The 16,110-nt window shown below is 44.2% G+C and carries 13 protein-coding genes and 1 pseudogene; 4 read left to right on the top strand and 10 right to left on the bottom strand.

Features of this window, described 5'->3' with window-relative positions:
* The first annotated feature begins 4 nt into the window (after positions 1-4).
* Complete coding sequence (locus BW961_RS09430; protein WP_068585499.1) at positions 5-1,522, top strand: FAD-dependent monooxygenase; 1,518 nt, start codon at positions 5-7, stop codon at positions 1,520-1,522.
* Positions 1,523-1,571: 49 nt separating this feature from the next.
* Here the strand turns inward: BW961_RS09430 and BW961_RS09425 are convergent, their stop codons facing one another.
* On the bottom strand, positions 1,572-2,402 hold the full coding sequence (locus BW961_RS09425) for an alpha/beta fold hydrolase (protein ID WP_244555911.1): 831 nt from the start codon (positions 2,400-2,402) through the stop codon (positions 1,572-1,574).
* A gap of 150 nt (positions 2,403-2,552) precedes the next feature.
* Here BW961_RS09425 and BW961_RS09420 point away from each other — a divergent pair.
* A pseudogene (locus BW961_RS09420) lies at positions 2,553-2,959 on the top strand (Lrp/AsnC family transcriptional regulator).
* A gap of 138 nt (positions 2,960-3,097) precedes the next feature.
* On the opposite strand, the gene BW961_RS09415 reads toward BW961_RS09420, so the two are convergent.
* Entirely contained in the window at positions 3,098-3,577 is a 480-nt protein-coding gene (locus tag BW961_RS09415) for a DinB family protein (RefSeq protein WP_068585503.1), read from the bottom strand.
* A gap of 191 nt (positions 3,578-3,768) precedes the next feature.
* On the opposite strand from BW961_RS09415, the gene BW961_RS09410 reads away from it, so the two are divergent.
* On the top strand, positions 3,769-4,680 hold the full coding sequence (locus tag BW961_RS09410; protein ID WP_068585506.1) for a LysR family transcriptional regulator: 912 nt from the start codon (positions 3,769-3,771) through the stop codon (positions 4,678-4,680).
* Here the strand turns inward: BW961_RS09410 and BW961_RS09405 are convergent.
* Genes BW961_RS09405 through BW961_RS09395 form a run of 3 tightly spaced genes read right to left on the bottom strand, consistent with a single transcriptional unit; the run spans position 4,649 to position 8,970 of the window.
* Positions 4,649-5,899, bottom strand: a complete 1,251-nt coding sequence (locus BW961_RS09405; RefSeq protein WP_068585508.1) for a Gfo/Idh/MocA family protein — start codon at positions 5,897-5,899, stop codon at positions 4,649-4,651. The genes BW961_RS09410 and BW961_RS09405 overlap by 32 nt on opposite strands.
* Entirely contained in the window at positions 5,871-8,009 is a 2,139-nt protein-coding gene (locus tag BW961_RS09400; protein WP_068585511.1) for a right-handed parallel beta-helix repeat-containing protein, read from the bottom strand. Before BW961_RS09400 ends, BW961_RS09405 begins: the two co-directional genes overlap by 29 nt.
* A gap of 25 nt (positions 8,010-8,034) precedes the next feature.
* Positions 8,035-8,970 (bottom strand): metallophosphoesterase family protein, encoded by a 936-nt coding sequence (locus BW961_RS09395; RefSeq protein WP_068585513.1) that lies wholly within the window; start codon positions 8,968-8,970, stop codon positions 8,035-8,037.
* A 376-nt stretch (positions 8,971-9,346) separates the two neighbouring features.
* Here BW961_RS09395 and BW961_RS09390 point away from each other — a divergent pair, with 376 nt between their 5' ends.
* Positions 9,347-10,585 carry an ISL3 family transposase gene (locus BW961_RS09390; RefSeq protein WP_068585517.1) on the top strand — a complete coding sequence of 413 codons (1,239 nt, stop codon included), beginning with the start codon at positions 9,347-9,349 and terminating at the stop codon, positions 10,583-10,585.
* A gap of 247 nt (positions 10,586-10,832) precedes the next feature.
* On the opposite strand, the gene BW961_RS09385 is transcribed toward BW961_RS09390, so the two are convergent.
* The 5 genes from BW961_RS09385 to BW961_RS09360 form a co-directional block, all read right to left on the bottom strand.
* On the bottom strand, positions 10,833-11,633 hold the full coding sequence (locus tag BW961_RS09385) for a class I SAM-dependent methyltransferase (RefSeq protein ID WP_169810290.1): 801 nt from the start codon (positions 11,631-11,633) through the stop codon (positions 10,833-10,835).
* A 589-nt stretch (positions 11,634-12,222) separates the two neighbouring features.
* Positions 12,223-13,698 (bottom strand): transposase, encoded by a 1,476-nt coding sequence (locus BW961_RS09380; RefSeq protein WP_068585522.1) that lies wholly within the window; start codon positions 13,696-13,698, stop codon positions 12,223-12,225.
* 469 nt (positions 13,699-14,167) lie between these two features.
* Positions 14,168-14,932: an SMI1/KNR4 family protein gene (locus BW961_RS09370; protein ID WP_068585528.1), complete on the bottom strand. Its 765-nt coding sequence runs from the start codon at positions 14,930-14,932 to the stop codon at positions 14,168-14,170.
* Between the two features lie 33 nt (positions 14,933-14,965).
* Entirely contained in the window at positions 14,966-15,439 is a 474-nt protein-coding gene (locus BW961_RS09365; protein ID WP_076576755.1) for a hypothetical protein, read from the bottom strand.
* On the bottom strand, positions 15,436-16,083 hold the full coding sequence (locus BW961_RS09360; RefSeq protein ID WP_068585530.1) for a hypothetical protein: 648 nt from the start codon (positions 16,081-16,083) through the stop codon (positions 15,436-15,438). The genes BW961_RS09365 and BW961_RS09360 overlap by 4 nt, the downstream gene beginning before the upstream one ends.
* Positions 16,084-16,110: the final 27 nt, after the last annotated feature.

The raw sequence follows: 16,110 nt of genomic DNA, 5'->3' as shown, positions 1-16,110 counted from the left end.
CAAAATGACTGAAATCCATGATGTTGATGTACTCATCGCCGGCGCTGGTCCTACAGGTTCAACGCTAGCTGCTGACCTACTGCGGCGAGGGCTTACAGTAAGATTAGTTGATAAAGCTCAGCACGCTTTCAAGGGATCTCGTGCCAAAGGTCTCCAGCCACGGACCCAGGAGGTGTTCCACGATCTCGGCGTAGTTGATGAAGCTCTCGCTGAAGGCGGTCCTTACCCCGTCGCGGGCTTCCATCTTGGTCCCATTACCTTGCCTTGGCGGATGATGCAGAATATAAAGGCGACTTCCAGCGTTCCTTATCCGAATATTTTGCTATTGCCTCAGAACCGAACCGACGCGATTTTGCATCGCCTGATCGACCGCTTTGGGCTGTCCATTTATTTCGATACTAGCGTTGATAACTTCGAACAGGATTCAAACGGCGTGACGTCAACACTTTCATCGGGAGAAGTGGTTCGCAGCAAATATTTAGTTGGAGCTGACGGTGGCTCGAGTACCGTCCGTAAGGCTTCAGGCATTCCATTCGTTGGAGAAACCTTTGACACTGATCGTTCACTTATCATTGATGCAACAATTGACGGACTGTCTCGTGATCGGTGGCATATATGGGCACGTACGCACGGTAAAACCGTCGCCGCATGTCCCCTGCCTCATTCCGATCAATTCCAGATTATGATTCGACTCACGCCAAACGAAAAGCCTGACCTTAATGAAGATGCACTAATCCTACTATTCGACAAGCTCACTGGTTTAAGGCTTCATAACATCACATGGACCTCGGTATTTCGGCCTAATATTCGTCTTGCTAAGAAATATCGCTTGGACCGAGTTTTTCTGGCAGGTGATGCTGCTCACGTTCATCCCCCTTCAGGTGGACAGGGACTAAACACTGGTGTACAGGATGCCTATAATCTCGGTTGGAAAATCGGTCAAGTGCTCGCTGGTGCTCCCGACAGTCTTCTTGATAGTTACGAAGAGGAACGACTGCCGATTGCCGCACGTGTACTTGGCAAGTCTAGCGAGCTATATGCAGGCATTGATAAGCTACGTCTCTCCGCCCTCAAGCGCGGTGACGAGGAGCGCCAACTAGGCATCACCTATTATGCTGGACCACTTGCCCCTTCTGACGCTGCAGCAACCAAGACGCTAAAGGTTGGTGACAGGGCACCTGACGCACCTTGTACCGGAGCAGATGGTGTTCAACGTCTATTCGATATTTATAAAGGGCCGCACTTTACGCTTCTAGCCTTTGGTACGAACGCTACCCATGCACTTCAAGAACTGAAATGGTCGCCAGGAGGTGCGGAATTGAAACGTTATTCCGTTGGTCATGGCAGTGGAGACGATGATATGAGACTTCATGATGCTTCGGGTGAAATGCAAAGTATTTATGGCATCACTGGGGACACCTTGATTTTGATCCGACCAGATGGTTACATTGGAAGCATCATCACGAACGACTGGAAGGAATCTTTTTACCGAGTGGCAAAAAGATTTGCGCCTCTACAATAGGTAAAAATAACTAGATATAAAAGCTCTTCAAAATGAAATCTTTACCCATTTATTTCAGGAGCAAGAATTCGAACACTGCCTTCAGAAAATCGGCCTGACGCTCTATATTCGGCATATGGACTGTAGGTAGCAAGACATATTTCGCATTAGGCACCGTTGCAGCGATTAATTCGTTATGACTAGGAAGAGTCACCTTATCGTACTGTCCAGCAATCACCAATGTCGGACTATTAATAAGTGCAATGGTCCGGTGCATATCTGAATCACGGATCGCAGCATATGCGCCTGCACGCCCTTGCTTATTCGTGGAGAGTATCATTGCTCGAAAAGATGATATGACATCCCCTTCTGTCTCCAACATATGAGGAGGGAACCAGTTACCAAGAAACGTGTCGGCGATTTCTGATAGGTTTTCAGCTTTCCATACGCCGGCTATCTGTCTATCGAATGTTTCGGGAGGACCTAAGTTAGAGGATGTAGTGACCAGAATCAGTCGATCAATCCGCTCAGGAACATGGATGCCGAGCCATTGTCCGACAAAACCACCAAGCGAAAGTCCGAGGAAATGTACTTTGCTGATATGGAGCGCGTCGAGAAGCTCGACCACATCCCTTCCCATCCGATCAATCGAATATGTTCCTATGGGGGCATCCGAGGCGCCATGTCCCCGAAAATCGTAGCGGAGTACGCGAAAATGGTTCGATAACTCTTCAATTTGTCCATCCCACATGTGAAACGTTGTAGCAATTGAGTTTGCGAGAACCAATACAGGTCCATTTGCTGGTCCATCGAATCGATATGCAATACGGTGCCCATCTCCTGTCGTAAAAAAATGTACCCCGTCGTTCTTTCCACATTCGTTTAATGGCAATGTCATCATTCTTCTTCTCCTTTTGTGTTTCGCTTGATAATGACATTTTATGAAAGATAACATACAATTTAAATAAGATTACTAAGGCATTCAGGGTTTAGAAAATTAATTATTAAGTTGCTTTAGACTGTTGACCTTTAAGAATGAGGTGTTGTATTTATGGACCAAATCGATACTAAAATCTTATCATCGCTACACAACAATGCCCGGATTCCCATATCCGAGTTGAGCCGAAACATAGCGATGTCGCAGCCAGCAGTAACGGAAAGAATTCGAAAGCTGGAGGAGCAAGGAGTAATAATGGGCTATCGGGCGGAGCTCTCTCCATCTAAGCTAGGCAAGTATACAACCGCATTCATTTTGTTCAAATCGAATAAATGCACGGATTTCGAAGCTTTCAGTGAATCGGCTCCTGAGATCATTGACCTTTACAGGACTAGTTAATGAAAGTGTTAACGGAAACGAGTGAATCTTTAACAAGTTTTCTTGATACATGCAACACTTTCGGATTTTCAACGACCCTAATTGTTCTATCAACAAGATTCGAGGATAAAAGTATTGTATAGAGCAAGTTAGGTGAGAAAACGGGCATGAAAATAGGGTAGTACCGTGGAAAACTTCACAGTGCTACCCTTAACTCGTTAATCCTAAATGACTCCACCTCAACCTCACTCTTTCACCTGGATCACTCGATCGCTCTTAACTCAAATGTTGGAACTTTGGGGTACGAGCTTTAACTGACTCATCAGGACGCCAAGGTGAATCGATTCATGCATCAATGCGAAATTAAACAATTCCCCTGCTGTAACGAATTGAAACGGACCTATTTCAAACGGCGATTGTAGCTTCTGCTCGAGCATTTCTGGTGTCAGTTCAGAGAGACTGGAAAGCTGTGCCATTAATATCCCGATCAGTTCATCCTTCAACGGAGGTGTTACCGTCCAATCCGAAGGTTTCGTTCCCGAGTTAAATAAAGTCTCGTATTGAGCCGGAATGGCTGATGGGGAGCCGAAACTTAATGTTGCGTATTTATCCAACCAATACACCATGTGACCAACATTCCAGCGAACCGTATTATGGAAGCCCTCCGGCTGGATGTCCATCTGTGAATCCGATACACCCTGAAGCTGACCGATGATGATCTGACGAAGCACTTTCCCCGTATTGATAATCGATTGTGTCATATGAATCCTCCTCCTATTTGAGTTGTTCTTTTCACATCTCAATCTTACCTTGACGCAACACAACGCAACAATCACGAGATTCCGATGCATTTGATCGGTTTCAGTAATGGTAAATTAGAAATTGTTGGAATCGTGGTTGTGCCGTTATAATCAAGTTGAGGAAAATCTATCATCGAAAGGGGCATTGCACATTGGAACTTCGACAGCTTGAATACTTTGTTGCAATTTGTAAAGAGATGCATTTCTCAAGGGCGGCCGAAAACATATGTACCACGCAGTCGAATCTGAGTCAGCAGATCAAGTTTTTGGAGAACGAGCTCGGGCTCCCTCTATTCGATCGTATTGGCAAGCGGATCAAGTTAACCGAAGCAGGAAAAATTATGCTTGAGCAAAGCCAAAAAATCTTTGAACAAGTGGACTATGCAAAAAGGGCAATATCTGATCTTAAGAAAATGGAAGGTGGGAGGCTGGATATCGGCATTTTGCCGGGAGATGGGGATTTGTTATTTGACGCTTTACTTATCGATTTCCATAAGACTTACCCAAAGCTTGCGATCAGCGTTACGGAGACCGTGGACGTTTACGAACAAGTACTTAACGGCACAAGAGATCTCGGAGTCACTACATTGCCACTCAAGCCAGATGAAAGAATCTCGATTATCCCCTTATTTCACGAGGAGTTTGTCTTGGCAATCCGATCTGATCACCCACTTGCGAAGTCAAAAGCACTTCCGTTCGAACAACTTCAGCAGCTAAAAATGGTCATGTTCAGTTCCGAACATCAGATTTCGAAAGTCCTCCAGTCGTGCTGTGATGAAAAAGGAATCGCGATTGACAATTCGATAGTAAGCTCAACTTTATCGACGCTTGTGTCCTTGATCGAACAAGGTATAGGCGCCTCCATACTTCCCCGAATGCTGCTAGATTATATGAACAATGACAAAATTGTTGCCGTAAAACTGCTTCACCCCACGCCAAGTCAAGACATTTGCATCTTATATCGTACTGACAAATTCATGGGGCAAGCAGCCAAAATATTTATACAAGAATTGCAGTCTTTTCTTCAAAACGTCATAAATCAAACTGGTCGTTCGTTGGGATAGTATCCAGAGAATATTTGCTTGGCATGCTTGGCGCTCGATTAATCCATTGCCCATTCGTAAAATCAGGAAAATGAACCGGCATGCTACCAAGAGCAATGGATTGCTCCGATAGTGCTGTAACCCCCATCCAAGCAACGGTATCGTAAACATCGATAGGCGTTGGAGTACCTTCTTTAACGCTATCTATAAACGCTCGAAGGCAAAGATAATCCATGCCATCGTGTCCGCCCCGAACACCCATTTTAATATATTGCTCCCATAGTGGATGCTCAAACTCCTTCAAGTAAGGATCAAAGGACTCCCAAGTATGCAAAGGGCTTCTTCCTTCGATATGAATCGAATTGTTATCTTCCATCCAAAGTCCCCGTGTCCCTTGCACTCTGCCGCCTCTTGAATACGGACGAGGCAAAGTCGTGTCATGAGTTAGGAGTATCGTTTCCCCATGTGCGCATTTGATCATCGTCGTCACGATATCTCCTTGGGCGAATGCCAATTTGGCCTTGGCATCATCCTTGCCGAATTGATCTACCACCCACTCATGGATGCCACGAGCTTTGGAGGCCATCGATGTCAACGTCATAAATCGGTTACCACGGTTGATGTCCAAGTATTTGGCTATAGGCCCTAGTTCGTGAGTGGGATAAATTTCACCGTTTCTGTTCAAATATTGTTGGTAACGGTAATGTCTATTTTCAAGACCCATCGCAACTTCATCTCGAAGATCATGCTCATAGCCACCTTGGCAATGAATCAATTCTCCGAACATCCCTTTTTTGACCATATGGAGGATCGCCATTTCATTGCGCACATAACAACAATTTTCCAACAACATGCAAGGCATACCTGTTTCCTCAGAAGTTCGAACCAGGTCCCAGCATTCTTCAAGTGACGAAGCCCCGCCGACCTCTGTTGCTGTGTATTTACCTGCTTTCATGGCAGCAATTGCGATTTGGGCATGACTGGTCCATGAAGTGAAAATAACGACCCCATCGATATTTGGCAGTGCTAACAGTTCTCTATAGTCATGAAAACTCTCTGGTTTGGGACGCCCCGATTTTACAACCTGTTCAATTCCCACCTGAAGCCTGTCATCAAAAACTTCACAAACAGCCGAAATTTCAACATCTGGCATGTCCAGTAGGTTACTTAATAGGCTAATTCCACGTCCCCCTAGACCGATCACGCCTAATCTAACTTTTGTCGAACTTATTTGGCTCATCTTTGATCCTCCCAGAGTGGAAATTGCCTACTCGATATTCTTCCTTGCACAGTTCGATCGATTTAAACGGAATCGGCTCGAAGGACGAAATCCCCTTAAACGACTGAGACTCCTCATTGAAACTGATATTCCCCTCTGTTTCATCAATAATAAGCAAGTCCTCATTCATCACAAAGTTTTGCTCGATCGTTCCGTATTCTCGAGCAGATTCAGCGATTGCCATCGTATCATCATAAGCCGGATAGTTGCCGTATGTAGTCGGCCCTGTCTGGTATAAAATGTTTTTCATAACCGTGTTGAACTTGGGTGTTCCCGGCTCATCTTGCCAAATCGACATCAAACTCGGATACTTACTGCACCAAGGCTCTTCCCGGTACGGCATCGCCTCTAGCCTCTCTTGCATGACTTGCCCTTCGTCGAGATGATAGGCAGCCCAACAACCGGGCATGGCACGATCGTCAAGAAGCAGCGATTTCTGGCAATCAACAATCAAATTGTTCGTCATTTCGTTATTCCGACCTCCGCCAATCAGGACCGGAAGATCGATGTCTCGGAACACATTGGCGTAAATTTTCGTTCCTGAAGCCATATCGTCTAAGTAAACGCCAATATGCAACTCCGTCTCTTCGTTATGGATATGATGGATGTAGTTGTAGCGGATGACGTTCCCCTGTTCTGTCCAATCACGCCCCATATAGATCGCGCCAGCATCGCCCGTTTCCGTCAACACCCGATAAATGTCGTTGTATTCGATCAGATGGTCATTTCCATTGCACAAGATGCCGACATGAGGCGCGTCATGTATCTCGTTATGCACAGCAATATTGCCGACTCCCTTCAGCTGTATGGCTGCACTGTACGTCCGCTTTAAACGACTGTAGTTGAAAATGTCGTTGTTGCTGGCCACATTGCGCCCAGGCGTTAGCTTCAACCGATCGCCTCCGCCCAAATAAATCCCCCCAGTACCTGTATCATAAATAGTGCAGCCAAGTACACGGTGATCGGTGCCGGCATTCACTCCATTGTCAGACGTCTCGCCAAGTACGACGGCAAAGCCGCCGATCCTGCAAAGCGTACATCCGGCAACGGCATTATGCGAACCTCCCTTAATCTGAACCCCTGAACCCCGTGAAGCTTCGAACATAATCTTCTTAATTGCAACATGGGAAACGTCCTCTAGACGGATCATCGGATCGCCGAGCAGCGACAGTTGAATATTGCTGCCTTCTACAATCGGCGTCGGCGGATAGAAATAAAGCAATCCGCTCATTCGGTCCAAATACCACTCGCCCGGTGCATCAAGCTCCTCTAGAATTTTGTAGTAAAAATAACGTTGCCCTTCGCGCACCGAATAATGGCTTGCTCTTTCCGTATGCAGCTGCCTATTTGCCACATCGATCGAAGCAATCCGCAGATTCCCGTCGGCCCAATCCCAATACCAGTAGCCATACATCCAGAGATCGCCAGTGTTTTTCCAGCTAAAAGGACGTGGATCCGCACATGCGAGTTTCACGCCTTTCAGCTGTTCTTCGGCTAATCGCTCTGGGTCCATATCAACTATTCGCGGATTGCCACCGGCATCGATGACATTTTCAATTCTGACGTAATCGCTGTTCGGGTAACGCGAGATCGCCATCGTTTGCCCGTTAAAAAACAGCTCTGGATTCGCAATGGAAGGCGGAAGTCCGAAGCCCGTATGCACGATTCGACCGTAATCGACAACACCAAGCCGCTTCAAATCAATTTGTACGATTCGATCTCTCGCTTGCTCGTTCAGGCGTCCACGCACCTCAGGATCGGTAACAGGCCCAAAGCTGTCCGCAGGCAAATCAACGCCGCCAATCAAACGTACTTCTTCGTCGCCATAGGCTGAATATGCGATTGGCTTCTCAGGCATGCCGGAATCGCCTTCCTCGAGCAGGAACGATTCGGTCAAACGATAAACGCCACCTCGCATGAAGACGGTAATGCCGCCTTCTGGAAGACTGGACGTGTTCTTCAGAACTCGAATCGCCCCTCGTGCGCCTTCCAGCGTGGCCAAAGGGGCTTCCTTCGTTCCCGGATTGCTGTCTTTGCCGTCCGTAGCTATGTAGAAAGCCGTAATTTCCACTTACATTCCCTCCGTCTTTTGCAGCTTATCTGCTTTCAGGATGATGTTCCGGCTGCTCTGTCACTAATGAACCGTCGCCGAGCCGAATCCAAGTTTGAAAATCGCGCTGCCCTGCCGTCAGCTTGATAACCCGTGCACCTGTTACAAACCCTTCCGTCAATGCGTATTTGGTTGAGCGACCGTAACAAAGCCGTATGCCGTGAAGCGTCCCCCAAAAATCGTTGTCATGATCGTGTCCGACAAACGTGCCCATAATATCACCCATTTCCTTCATTGCCGTAAACAAACCGGAATTGAGCGCCGGAGAGGAGATGGGATCGTTTTTGATCCCGTAACAAACGTGATGATCCCAAAGCTCCTTGTATTCAGGAAACGGAATATGGAAAAAAGCCAGCGACGGCACAGGTTTGCCGCCATTATTCATCGTCCGTTCACGGGACCGATCAACGTACCAAGCGATTTGACTCCGTCGAATCCAATCGTAGCCACCGAGCCCAACTTCAGAAAGTGGGGAGTATTCGCCCGAATCTAGAAAATATAAAACGGCTTCCGTATTGCCGTCATTGTCCGATACGTTCAATACAAAGTTACCGACGCCGTTTACTCCCTCAGGATCCGGCTGAGCAACGTTATGCGGTAGAGAAAGCTGCAAGAAATGTAACTGCTCTCGCGTAATATTCACTTCGGAATCGTGATTGCCGAAAACGGCCGCCCAAGGAATCCCGTGACCCACGGCAACCGATACGGCATCACATAGCGCTTGTGCATGGTTTTTACATGCCCCGCTAGCGATTACATCCCCCGCAAAAACAATCAGATCTGGACGCTCGTCTTGAACGACGCGTTCCATCGTTTCCATCGTTTTCGAGCCGTAGCCGATTTCCCCATCGATAATCTCCACATCGGAAAACTGCACGATCTTGAAAGTGCCGTCGTCACGGAATCTCAGTTTCTTGCTCATCGCTTACTCCCCATTCCTATTTTCATAATTTTAATACGGTTTACTTGCAGCGCCTTTTCCTTGTTCATGCCTGCTGATTAACCAATAAGAAATAGAAAAAAGTCGCCAACCTAGTAAAATGTTTGTACCTCTACAAAACATTAAAAAGGTGACGACTCCATGAAAACTCCACCCTATTCCAACATTTACTGTCCATCCGTATCTAGCATTCTAGATGCAAACTACATTGAAAAATTGGCGTGGATTTTTGGTCATTGTTTTTAGGCTCAAAACTAAAATCAGTGCTTGAAGAATTGAATAAAGGTTGAAATTGGAAAAACATCTGGCAATCCTCTATTGTTGTAGGTCCTACCCAACAACAAAAAGGAAATGACAGATGCAGACCCAGTATATCAATGAAATGCTCAACATACCAGAGCTACAAATTTGTCAGATTTTGACGATGAGTGCAGATGAAGTTCATATAGAAGTAACACCTGTAGCAGCCAAACAATGCTGCCCCATTTGCCGATCCGATGAATTTGTCATCCTCAAGGGAAACAACGGAGTACGCAAGGTGCGCCATCTTTCAGCATTTGAGAAAAAAGTATATTTGCTCTTATCTGCTATTCGAATGCATTGCTCAAAATGCGAGGCTGGCTTTGTCTGGGATTACTTGTGTGTTGGACCCAAAAGACGGTACAGCCATCTTTTTCGAGAACGTGCTGCCGAGCAAGCACTCGGTTCCACAGCTGCACATAGCGCTCGTATGCAGCAAGCGCCGGCGACCACGGTACAACAAATGCATAATGAATTTGTGCCGAAGGAATGCGAACTACTAACGGAGCAAGCCTGGAAACAAGCAAAGGAAAGTAATGGATTGGTTTTGGGTGTCGATGACTTCGCCATCAAAAAAGGACATACCTACAATACAGGAATCCATGACCTGAAAGGAGAAATGATGCTCGACCTTTTACCCGGACGAAAGTTGGAAGATTTAAGAGCGTATGCTCAGCACCATCCTGACTTTCTTCTATTAGAACCTAAAGCAGTCGTCATGGATCTGGCTCGCGCCTATCATACTTGGATCAGCGAATGTTTTCCAAATGCGATTCGAATTGCGGATCATTTTCATGTCCACGGTTATGTCATAGAAGCCTTGCAAGAAGTTCGCAAATCGGTACAACACACGCTCGCCCCCAGAGCAAAAGCACGCTTAAAAGCCAATCATCGACTCTTAAACCCGAAAGCAGAATCACTTGCTCCTGAAAGCAAGAAGTGCTTGGGTGAATTACTGAGTTATTCTCTTCTTCTGCAACGTGTATGGGAATGGAAAGAAGCTTTTACCGTATGGTATGACTACTCATCCAGTGTTGAAGTGGCTAAGCTTGGATTCGAACGTTGGTGTAAGCAGGGAGAACAACTCGACCATGACGAAGTAAGAAGCACACTGAAAACGATGCGAAATTGGCAAGAAGAGATCATTAATTACCATCACTGCCGCTGGACAAACGCCACAGTCGAAGGCCGTCATAATCGTATTAAAGCCTATCAACGACGCCATTATTTTATGAGGAACCGTGAACACTACAAAGCAGGCATTTTAGTCGAATGTAATCGCAATCGACTTCATTAAATAATCAAGCGACTCAACTTTCCGCTGTACCAGTATGTGCGATACGTATCTCCGTATATCGCTGACTGGTACAGCAGAATACTCTTTCTGTCTGCCTCCATATGGATTTCCTTTATCAACGCCCTTAGCAACGTGCCTTGTACACCTATCACCCAACATTTCTTAAGCGAAAATGCCACATCCCATTATAATTTCTAATCATCAATATTGAGCACTCCACATGTATTTACATATTCAATAAAGGTGACTATGCTTTTTTCCCAATCATAGTGTAGCTCATGGGGAGCTTCGCTTCTTTTTCCAAATGGGCAAAAACACAAGAAATATCATGGTTATGTTCCTCATATTCAGTGATATGGATGCCACTTTTAATGACTGCATTGAAAATGGAAGCCAGTGTATGACTGAAGCTATAATTGGTTGCAGATTCGTAGGTCGTGTTTCCAACATAATCAATACCGGTATTGTTAATCCACGGCTCGCTTTTGAAATAAGAAAAGGCGATTTTCATGGGATCTTCAAATTCAGGCTCATCTTCCATAGCCAGCATGTTCAACATTGGATGCATTTCATAAATAACGAGCAAACCGCCTTTTTTAAGCAAGGTAGAGGCAATCTTAAAAAATTTGTTCAAATCAGGAAGCCAAGTCAGAGCTCCGATAGATATGTATATCAGATCATATTGATTACTATGTACACTATCAATGTCGTAAACATCCATACGGACGAATGTGCAGGGCAAGCCGGAAGTTGTGGCAAGCCCCTTGGCTTCCTCAATGGCGTGATCAGAAATGTCAAACCCAGTGCCGCTTTGTGCACCTAGGTTGACCAGAGACAATACTTCCCTACCGTTGTTGCAGCAGAGCTGCGCCACGTTACGTCCTTGCAACCCTAGTCGGAGAAATGTACGAGTGATGTGTTCATCAAGCGTGGAGTAGCCTTTTGCTTGAAAAGCCTCACTTAATTGGATCGGGTTATGCTTCTGATGAATGGGATTTACTTCATTCCAAGCTTCACGGTTGGATTCTGTATATGTTTTGATGTTCAATCGAGCCACTCCTTGATTATTAGGTTTATTGCTTCTCCTGTAATTTCATATACTTCAGTAAAAAAGCTAATATTCACCATTGATACGCGCCTGGCCTTAAAAAGTTCCAATTATAGAATCATTCGACAAAAATGGACTCAATGTCTTGAGCCGTACTGTCACATCTCATTTATTGATTCAGAACCATCAATATTAAGCACTCCGCTTGTGTCATTACGGTACTAAACTATTAATTGAACACTAGTGATTCTATACATATTTCAATTTTTCGCTGTATCAGTATGTGCGATACGCATCAGGGTATCATCTATTAGGCGAATTTTCTGACGGAAACATGGAGGTATTAGCTCACCTCGTCAAGCACTGATTTTGAGGTTAAGCCACTTTTTTGTAAAAGATAATATATAATTATTCATTTCCATCCTCACTCCCCAAACAATCAGTATGAAATAGCCTCTCGGCATTAAATGAACCAAATTGGTAGTTGAATTGAAAAACATGGATTACTTCGCTGGAAAATTTGGAAAATGAAAGCCAGTTTCAAAAAAGGGCAGACTTCGCCAATTTCTCTACTATATTTTTTAAAAATTTAGGCTACAGAAGGACAAATCAACGATCTCAATTTGTCCCATTCTTCTTTCTGGCTGACGTACCAAGCATCGATGTGTTGGCAGATCATAATGCTGTAGAGTCGCATGTACCACATCATCGTAGAGCGGTGTCCACCGGATTCAAGCTTGTAGTCAATCTTCTCGCGTTTGTTGGAACGCTCAATGGATGAGCGACGCTTGTAAATGAGCTTCCATTGTTCCGAATCGCGAGGCGTTTTCGTGAAAAGACGGGGATCATCCTTGGTTTTCGTGTAAAACGTACGACCATATTTAGCGGTGGTACAGCCACATGTCAGTGTACATCGCCACTTGCGACGATGGAGCTTGTAGTCGTTTCCGTTTGGGCAAATCGGGTTTCCGTTTGGGCAAATCGGAATCCCTTTGGGCGAGATCTGAATGCTGCTTGGCCCTTTGCTAGTTGTGTTCTTCTTGGACCGAACATTCAAATCAATAAAGGGCTCTATGCTTTGATGCTCCAGCAGAAGATAAATGGATTCCGCATCATGCGCGGCATCGAGAAGCATTTTATCTACCGTGCCCAAGGTGAAACGTTGTCTAAATTCAACTGTACTCATGACCAAACTGACCGCATCGTGCCGGGAAGCAGGATGCAGTCTGGGGTATAAGGGTAAATCGTGTTTGCTGTCTGCAGCGGAGATCATATACAGATGGTACCCGTGAAAGTATTTCTCACGGGCACTGTCCCAGCCCGAGTTGCAGTCGGGCTGGGAGTAAAGACGATGATGGTTGCAATCGACTATACCGCGGGCACGACATTCACACGTAGGTTTGCTTCGGGGATAGGCGGCAGTTACGATCGGTGTTCCATCGCCGGCTAAGCTGAGCGCCGAGAGATCCCCGAGTAGACCTAAACGTGCAGACACCGAGAGAATGTGAGATTGAAAGAACTGGAAAAGATGATCAGCAGGCAACGTTGTTTTCTTGTTGGCATGACGCATCATCCATTTGACCAATCGTTCTACTCTACCAGGTGTGGCAGGTGCTTTCTCGCCTTTTTTCTTCCCTTTCTTCTTCCCCCTGCGCTTGCGTTGCAAGTGGGGTCTTAGGTTCTTATCTACAGCTGGCCAAAGACGATGGAAGAAGTCGTAGAACGTGCCTACACCGGGAAGATCACCCGGTTGAAAGCCACTGAGAATCGCATAGATAGGTGTACGTTGCAGTTCATTCACCCATTCCGTGAGTCCCATCCCCGGATTCGTCATGAGAAGGATGAGATACGATCGTAAGAGTGAGGCAGGATCACGAGGCTCAGGACCTCGATCGGAGTATTCATCAACAAGCAAGGTTGTGATGGCAGACAAATCCGTCATCCAGAGTTTCACAGCAAGCGGCCAATCTTTGTGAATCAGGACAATGCCGGGACCAAAAGAAGTTTGCAAATGATGGCGAACAAAAGTTTGGTAATCCGCATGAGGAATGAAAGAAGGCTTCATAAACAAAACACGCTCCAATCGCGATAAGTGGGCTGAACAACAACCCCTTCCACGCGATTTTGGAAAAATGGAGATAAAGTCAAGGTTTTTTTGAGGAAAACACCCAAATATTCCTAGAATGTTTTCCATAATGAAATAAGGAATTTAATGAAAAAATCCCCCTACGAAGTAGGAGGAAAGGAAGTTTGCTGGTACAAGAAAACCCTTGTCCCATCTGCCGCGGCGAATGCCGAGAGGCTATTGAAAAAAAAGGGAGGTTATGAATACCCTCTCAAAAAGTTAGAAAATCCTTCATTTCCCATTCAGCGATCTTATCCATTCGTTATGAGAGACCAAGGATACCATACAATCGTCTGATAGGTTTATTTATTTGTGCATATATTTTTCAACAAAAACTTTTCACTGTCCAGACCTTTACTGTTATAGATTATTGATTCCATACTATCACAATTCTTGAAAAGTTTACACTTCACAAGTTCTTGTTGTAATTTGCAAACACTTTCTCAATTAAATCTTCGAAACTTTTTGAGAGAAGTTTTATTTTGTTTTGTTCATGGGCGTAATAGTATATTTTTGTTAGATCATTAGATTCAGAGGGATCCCATAAAACCAAGTCGCCATCAGCTTCTTTCCAAAACTCACCAAGAACATAATATGTTTTACCCAACAGCTCAAGAGGATATATATGTTCAAATTCAATTCTAATACCTTCTAAAGAGATTGCTGACGCCGTTTTAAAGAAATTCGTAATATCTTCAGGCATTTTAATACCAGAGGTGATTTTAAATTCTTCGAATTTATCATTGTTTAATCCAACTTGGATGAAATCACTTTCATCAAAATTGTATTGCAAGGAATTTGAGAACTTAGGATATCGATTAAAAATTTCAGGATATTCAGCTTTTATTTTTATTAACCGCTGTTTCTTCATTTCTCTGTTTGCTTTAATGGATTCATTTAGTTCATTCTCATAGTTTTCCTGATAACTATTTTCTTTTACATAAAGGATGTTGTTGTCATCTAAATATTTAATTGCTCCTTTTTGACTATGCACAATAGGTACCCATCGGAACCCATGCATGATAGGTTTAAGCCTCAAATATTCACCACGATTTAAAAATGACTCTAACTGCTCGTTATGATTATTCCACCAAGAGCTCCATTCTTCCGGAGAAGTCCTACATGACGCCAAGTTTATCATTTGTTCAATGAATTGTTCTTTTATCATTGACATTCGTTCACTCCTATAATACAAATGGATGCAACCTTAATCGGGTTTTATGCAAGTCATTTTAATTTGGGTAAGGTTTTCTAAGTTGATTTCGATTTGTAATTCGGCATGCTCATTAATCGCAATTAGGACTTTATCTTTGATTTCTAAGTGTTTGATAGGATTTGAATTTTGGAAAAACATTCCCCATACCAAACGGTCTTCAGCATCCGTACATGCAATAAATCCTTCATTTCCCATTTGACCGTCACCGCCATGGATTTTCCCGCCTAGATATTCAATACTGGTCCAATCATCAACGATCGTCCAAATATCATCACTATACTTTGCAATGCTTGCAATGGTTGTGTCACACAAGGGAGAGCAATATAATTTACGTTCTTTTGTGTTGGGGTCATAAGTACTGAAACAATTTAAAATGGTCACAATACCATTTGGAAAGACGATGCAATTCATGCCCGGAAGTTCATGCTGTTCAAGATTCCAATGTTCTGCAATAAAATTATTCATACAAAACCTCCCCTATGATCTCTTGTGTTCTGTGATTGTGGATTAGCAGGAATGATATTTTTTTCCGTGGGCATGTAAAAATATTTCTTAGAGGTATCCTTTTGCAGTCCAGAAATTTTCTTCAAGTCCCTTTGAAGTGTTCGATAAAAAGACAGTATCTGCTTGTCAGGATTTTTTGATATCATTCGCAATTGTATAAGTTCACGACTTCTAGCCGTTTCTCTGCCGCCATCAACTTCAATAGAATAGGAACTTGGAGTATCATGAAAATATCCAAATTGTTTGATTTGTGTTATATCTTCTATGGGGTAGCAGAAAAAGAAAAAAGAGTTATAGGCAGTATTGTTAAAATAGCTGGCGAACAAATCGACTTCTCCACTTTCAAAAGATGAGTATTGACGTTCACCCTGTGCGTTAACAAATATTTCGGCATATAATTTAACTTCATGACTTAGCATTGCTTGTTGGCTCACAGTAAGAAAATCAATAACAGGCATTGAAATATTAAAATAGGTAGCTATACCATTTGCCTCCTCATCCATGGCTACTGCCGTAATCACTAGCAGCGTTGATAAATGAAATAGAAAGAATACGAGTTTCATGATTCTGGACAGTGAAAAGTTTTTGTCGAAAAATATTTGCATAGAAAAACATCCAATCAGACGATTCTA

It is taken from the genome of Paenibacillus macquariensis (genome assembly GCF_900156375.1).
GTDB classification, from domain to species: domain Bacteria; phylum Bacillota; class Bacilli; order Paenibacillales; family Paenibacillaceae; genus Paenibacillus_AQ; species Paenibacillus_AQ macquariensis.
The sequence above is the reverse complement of the archived record's forward strand: the minus strand, read 5'-3'. Positions and strand labels throughout refer to the sequence as shown.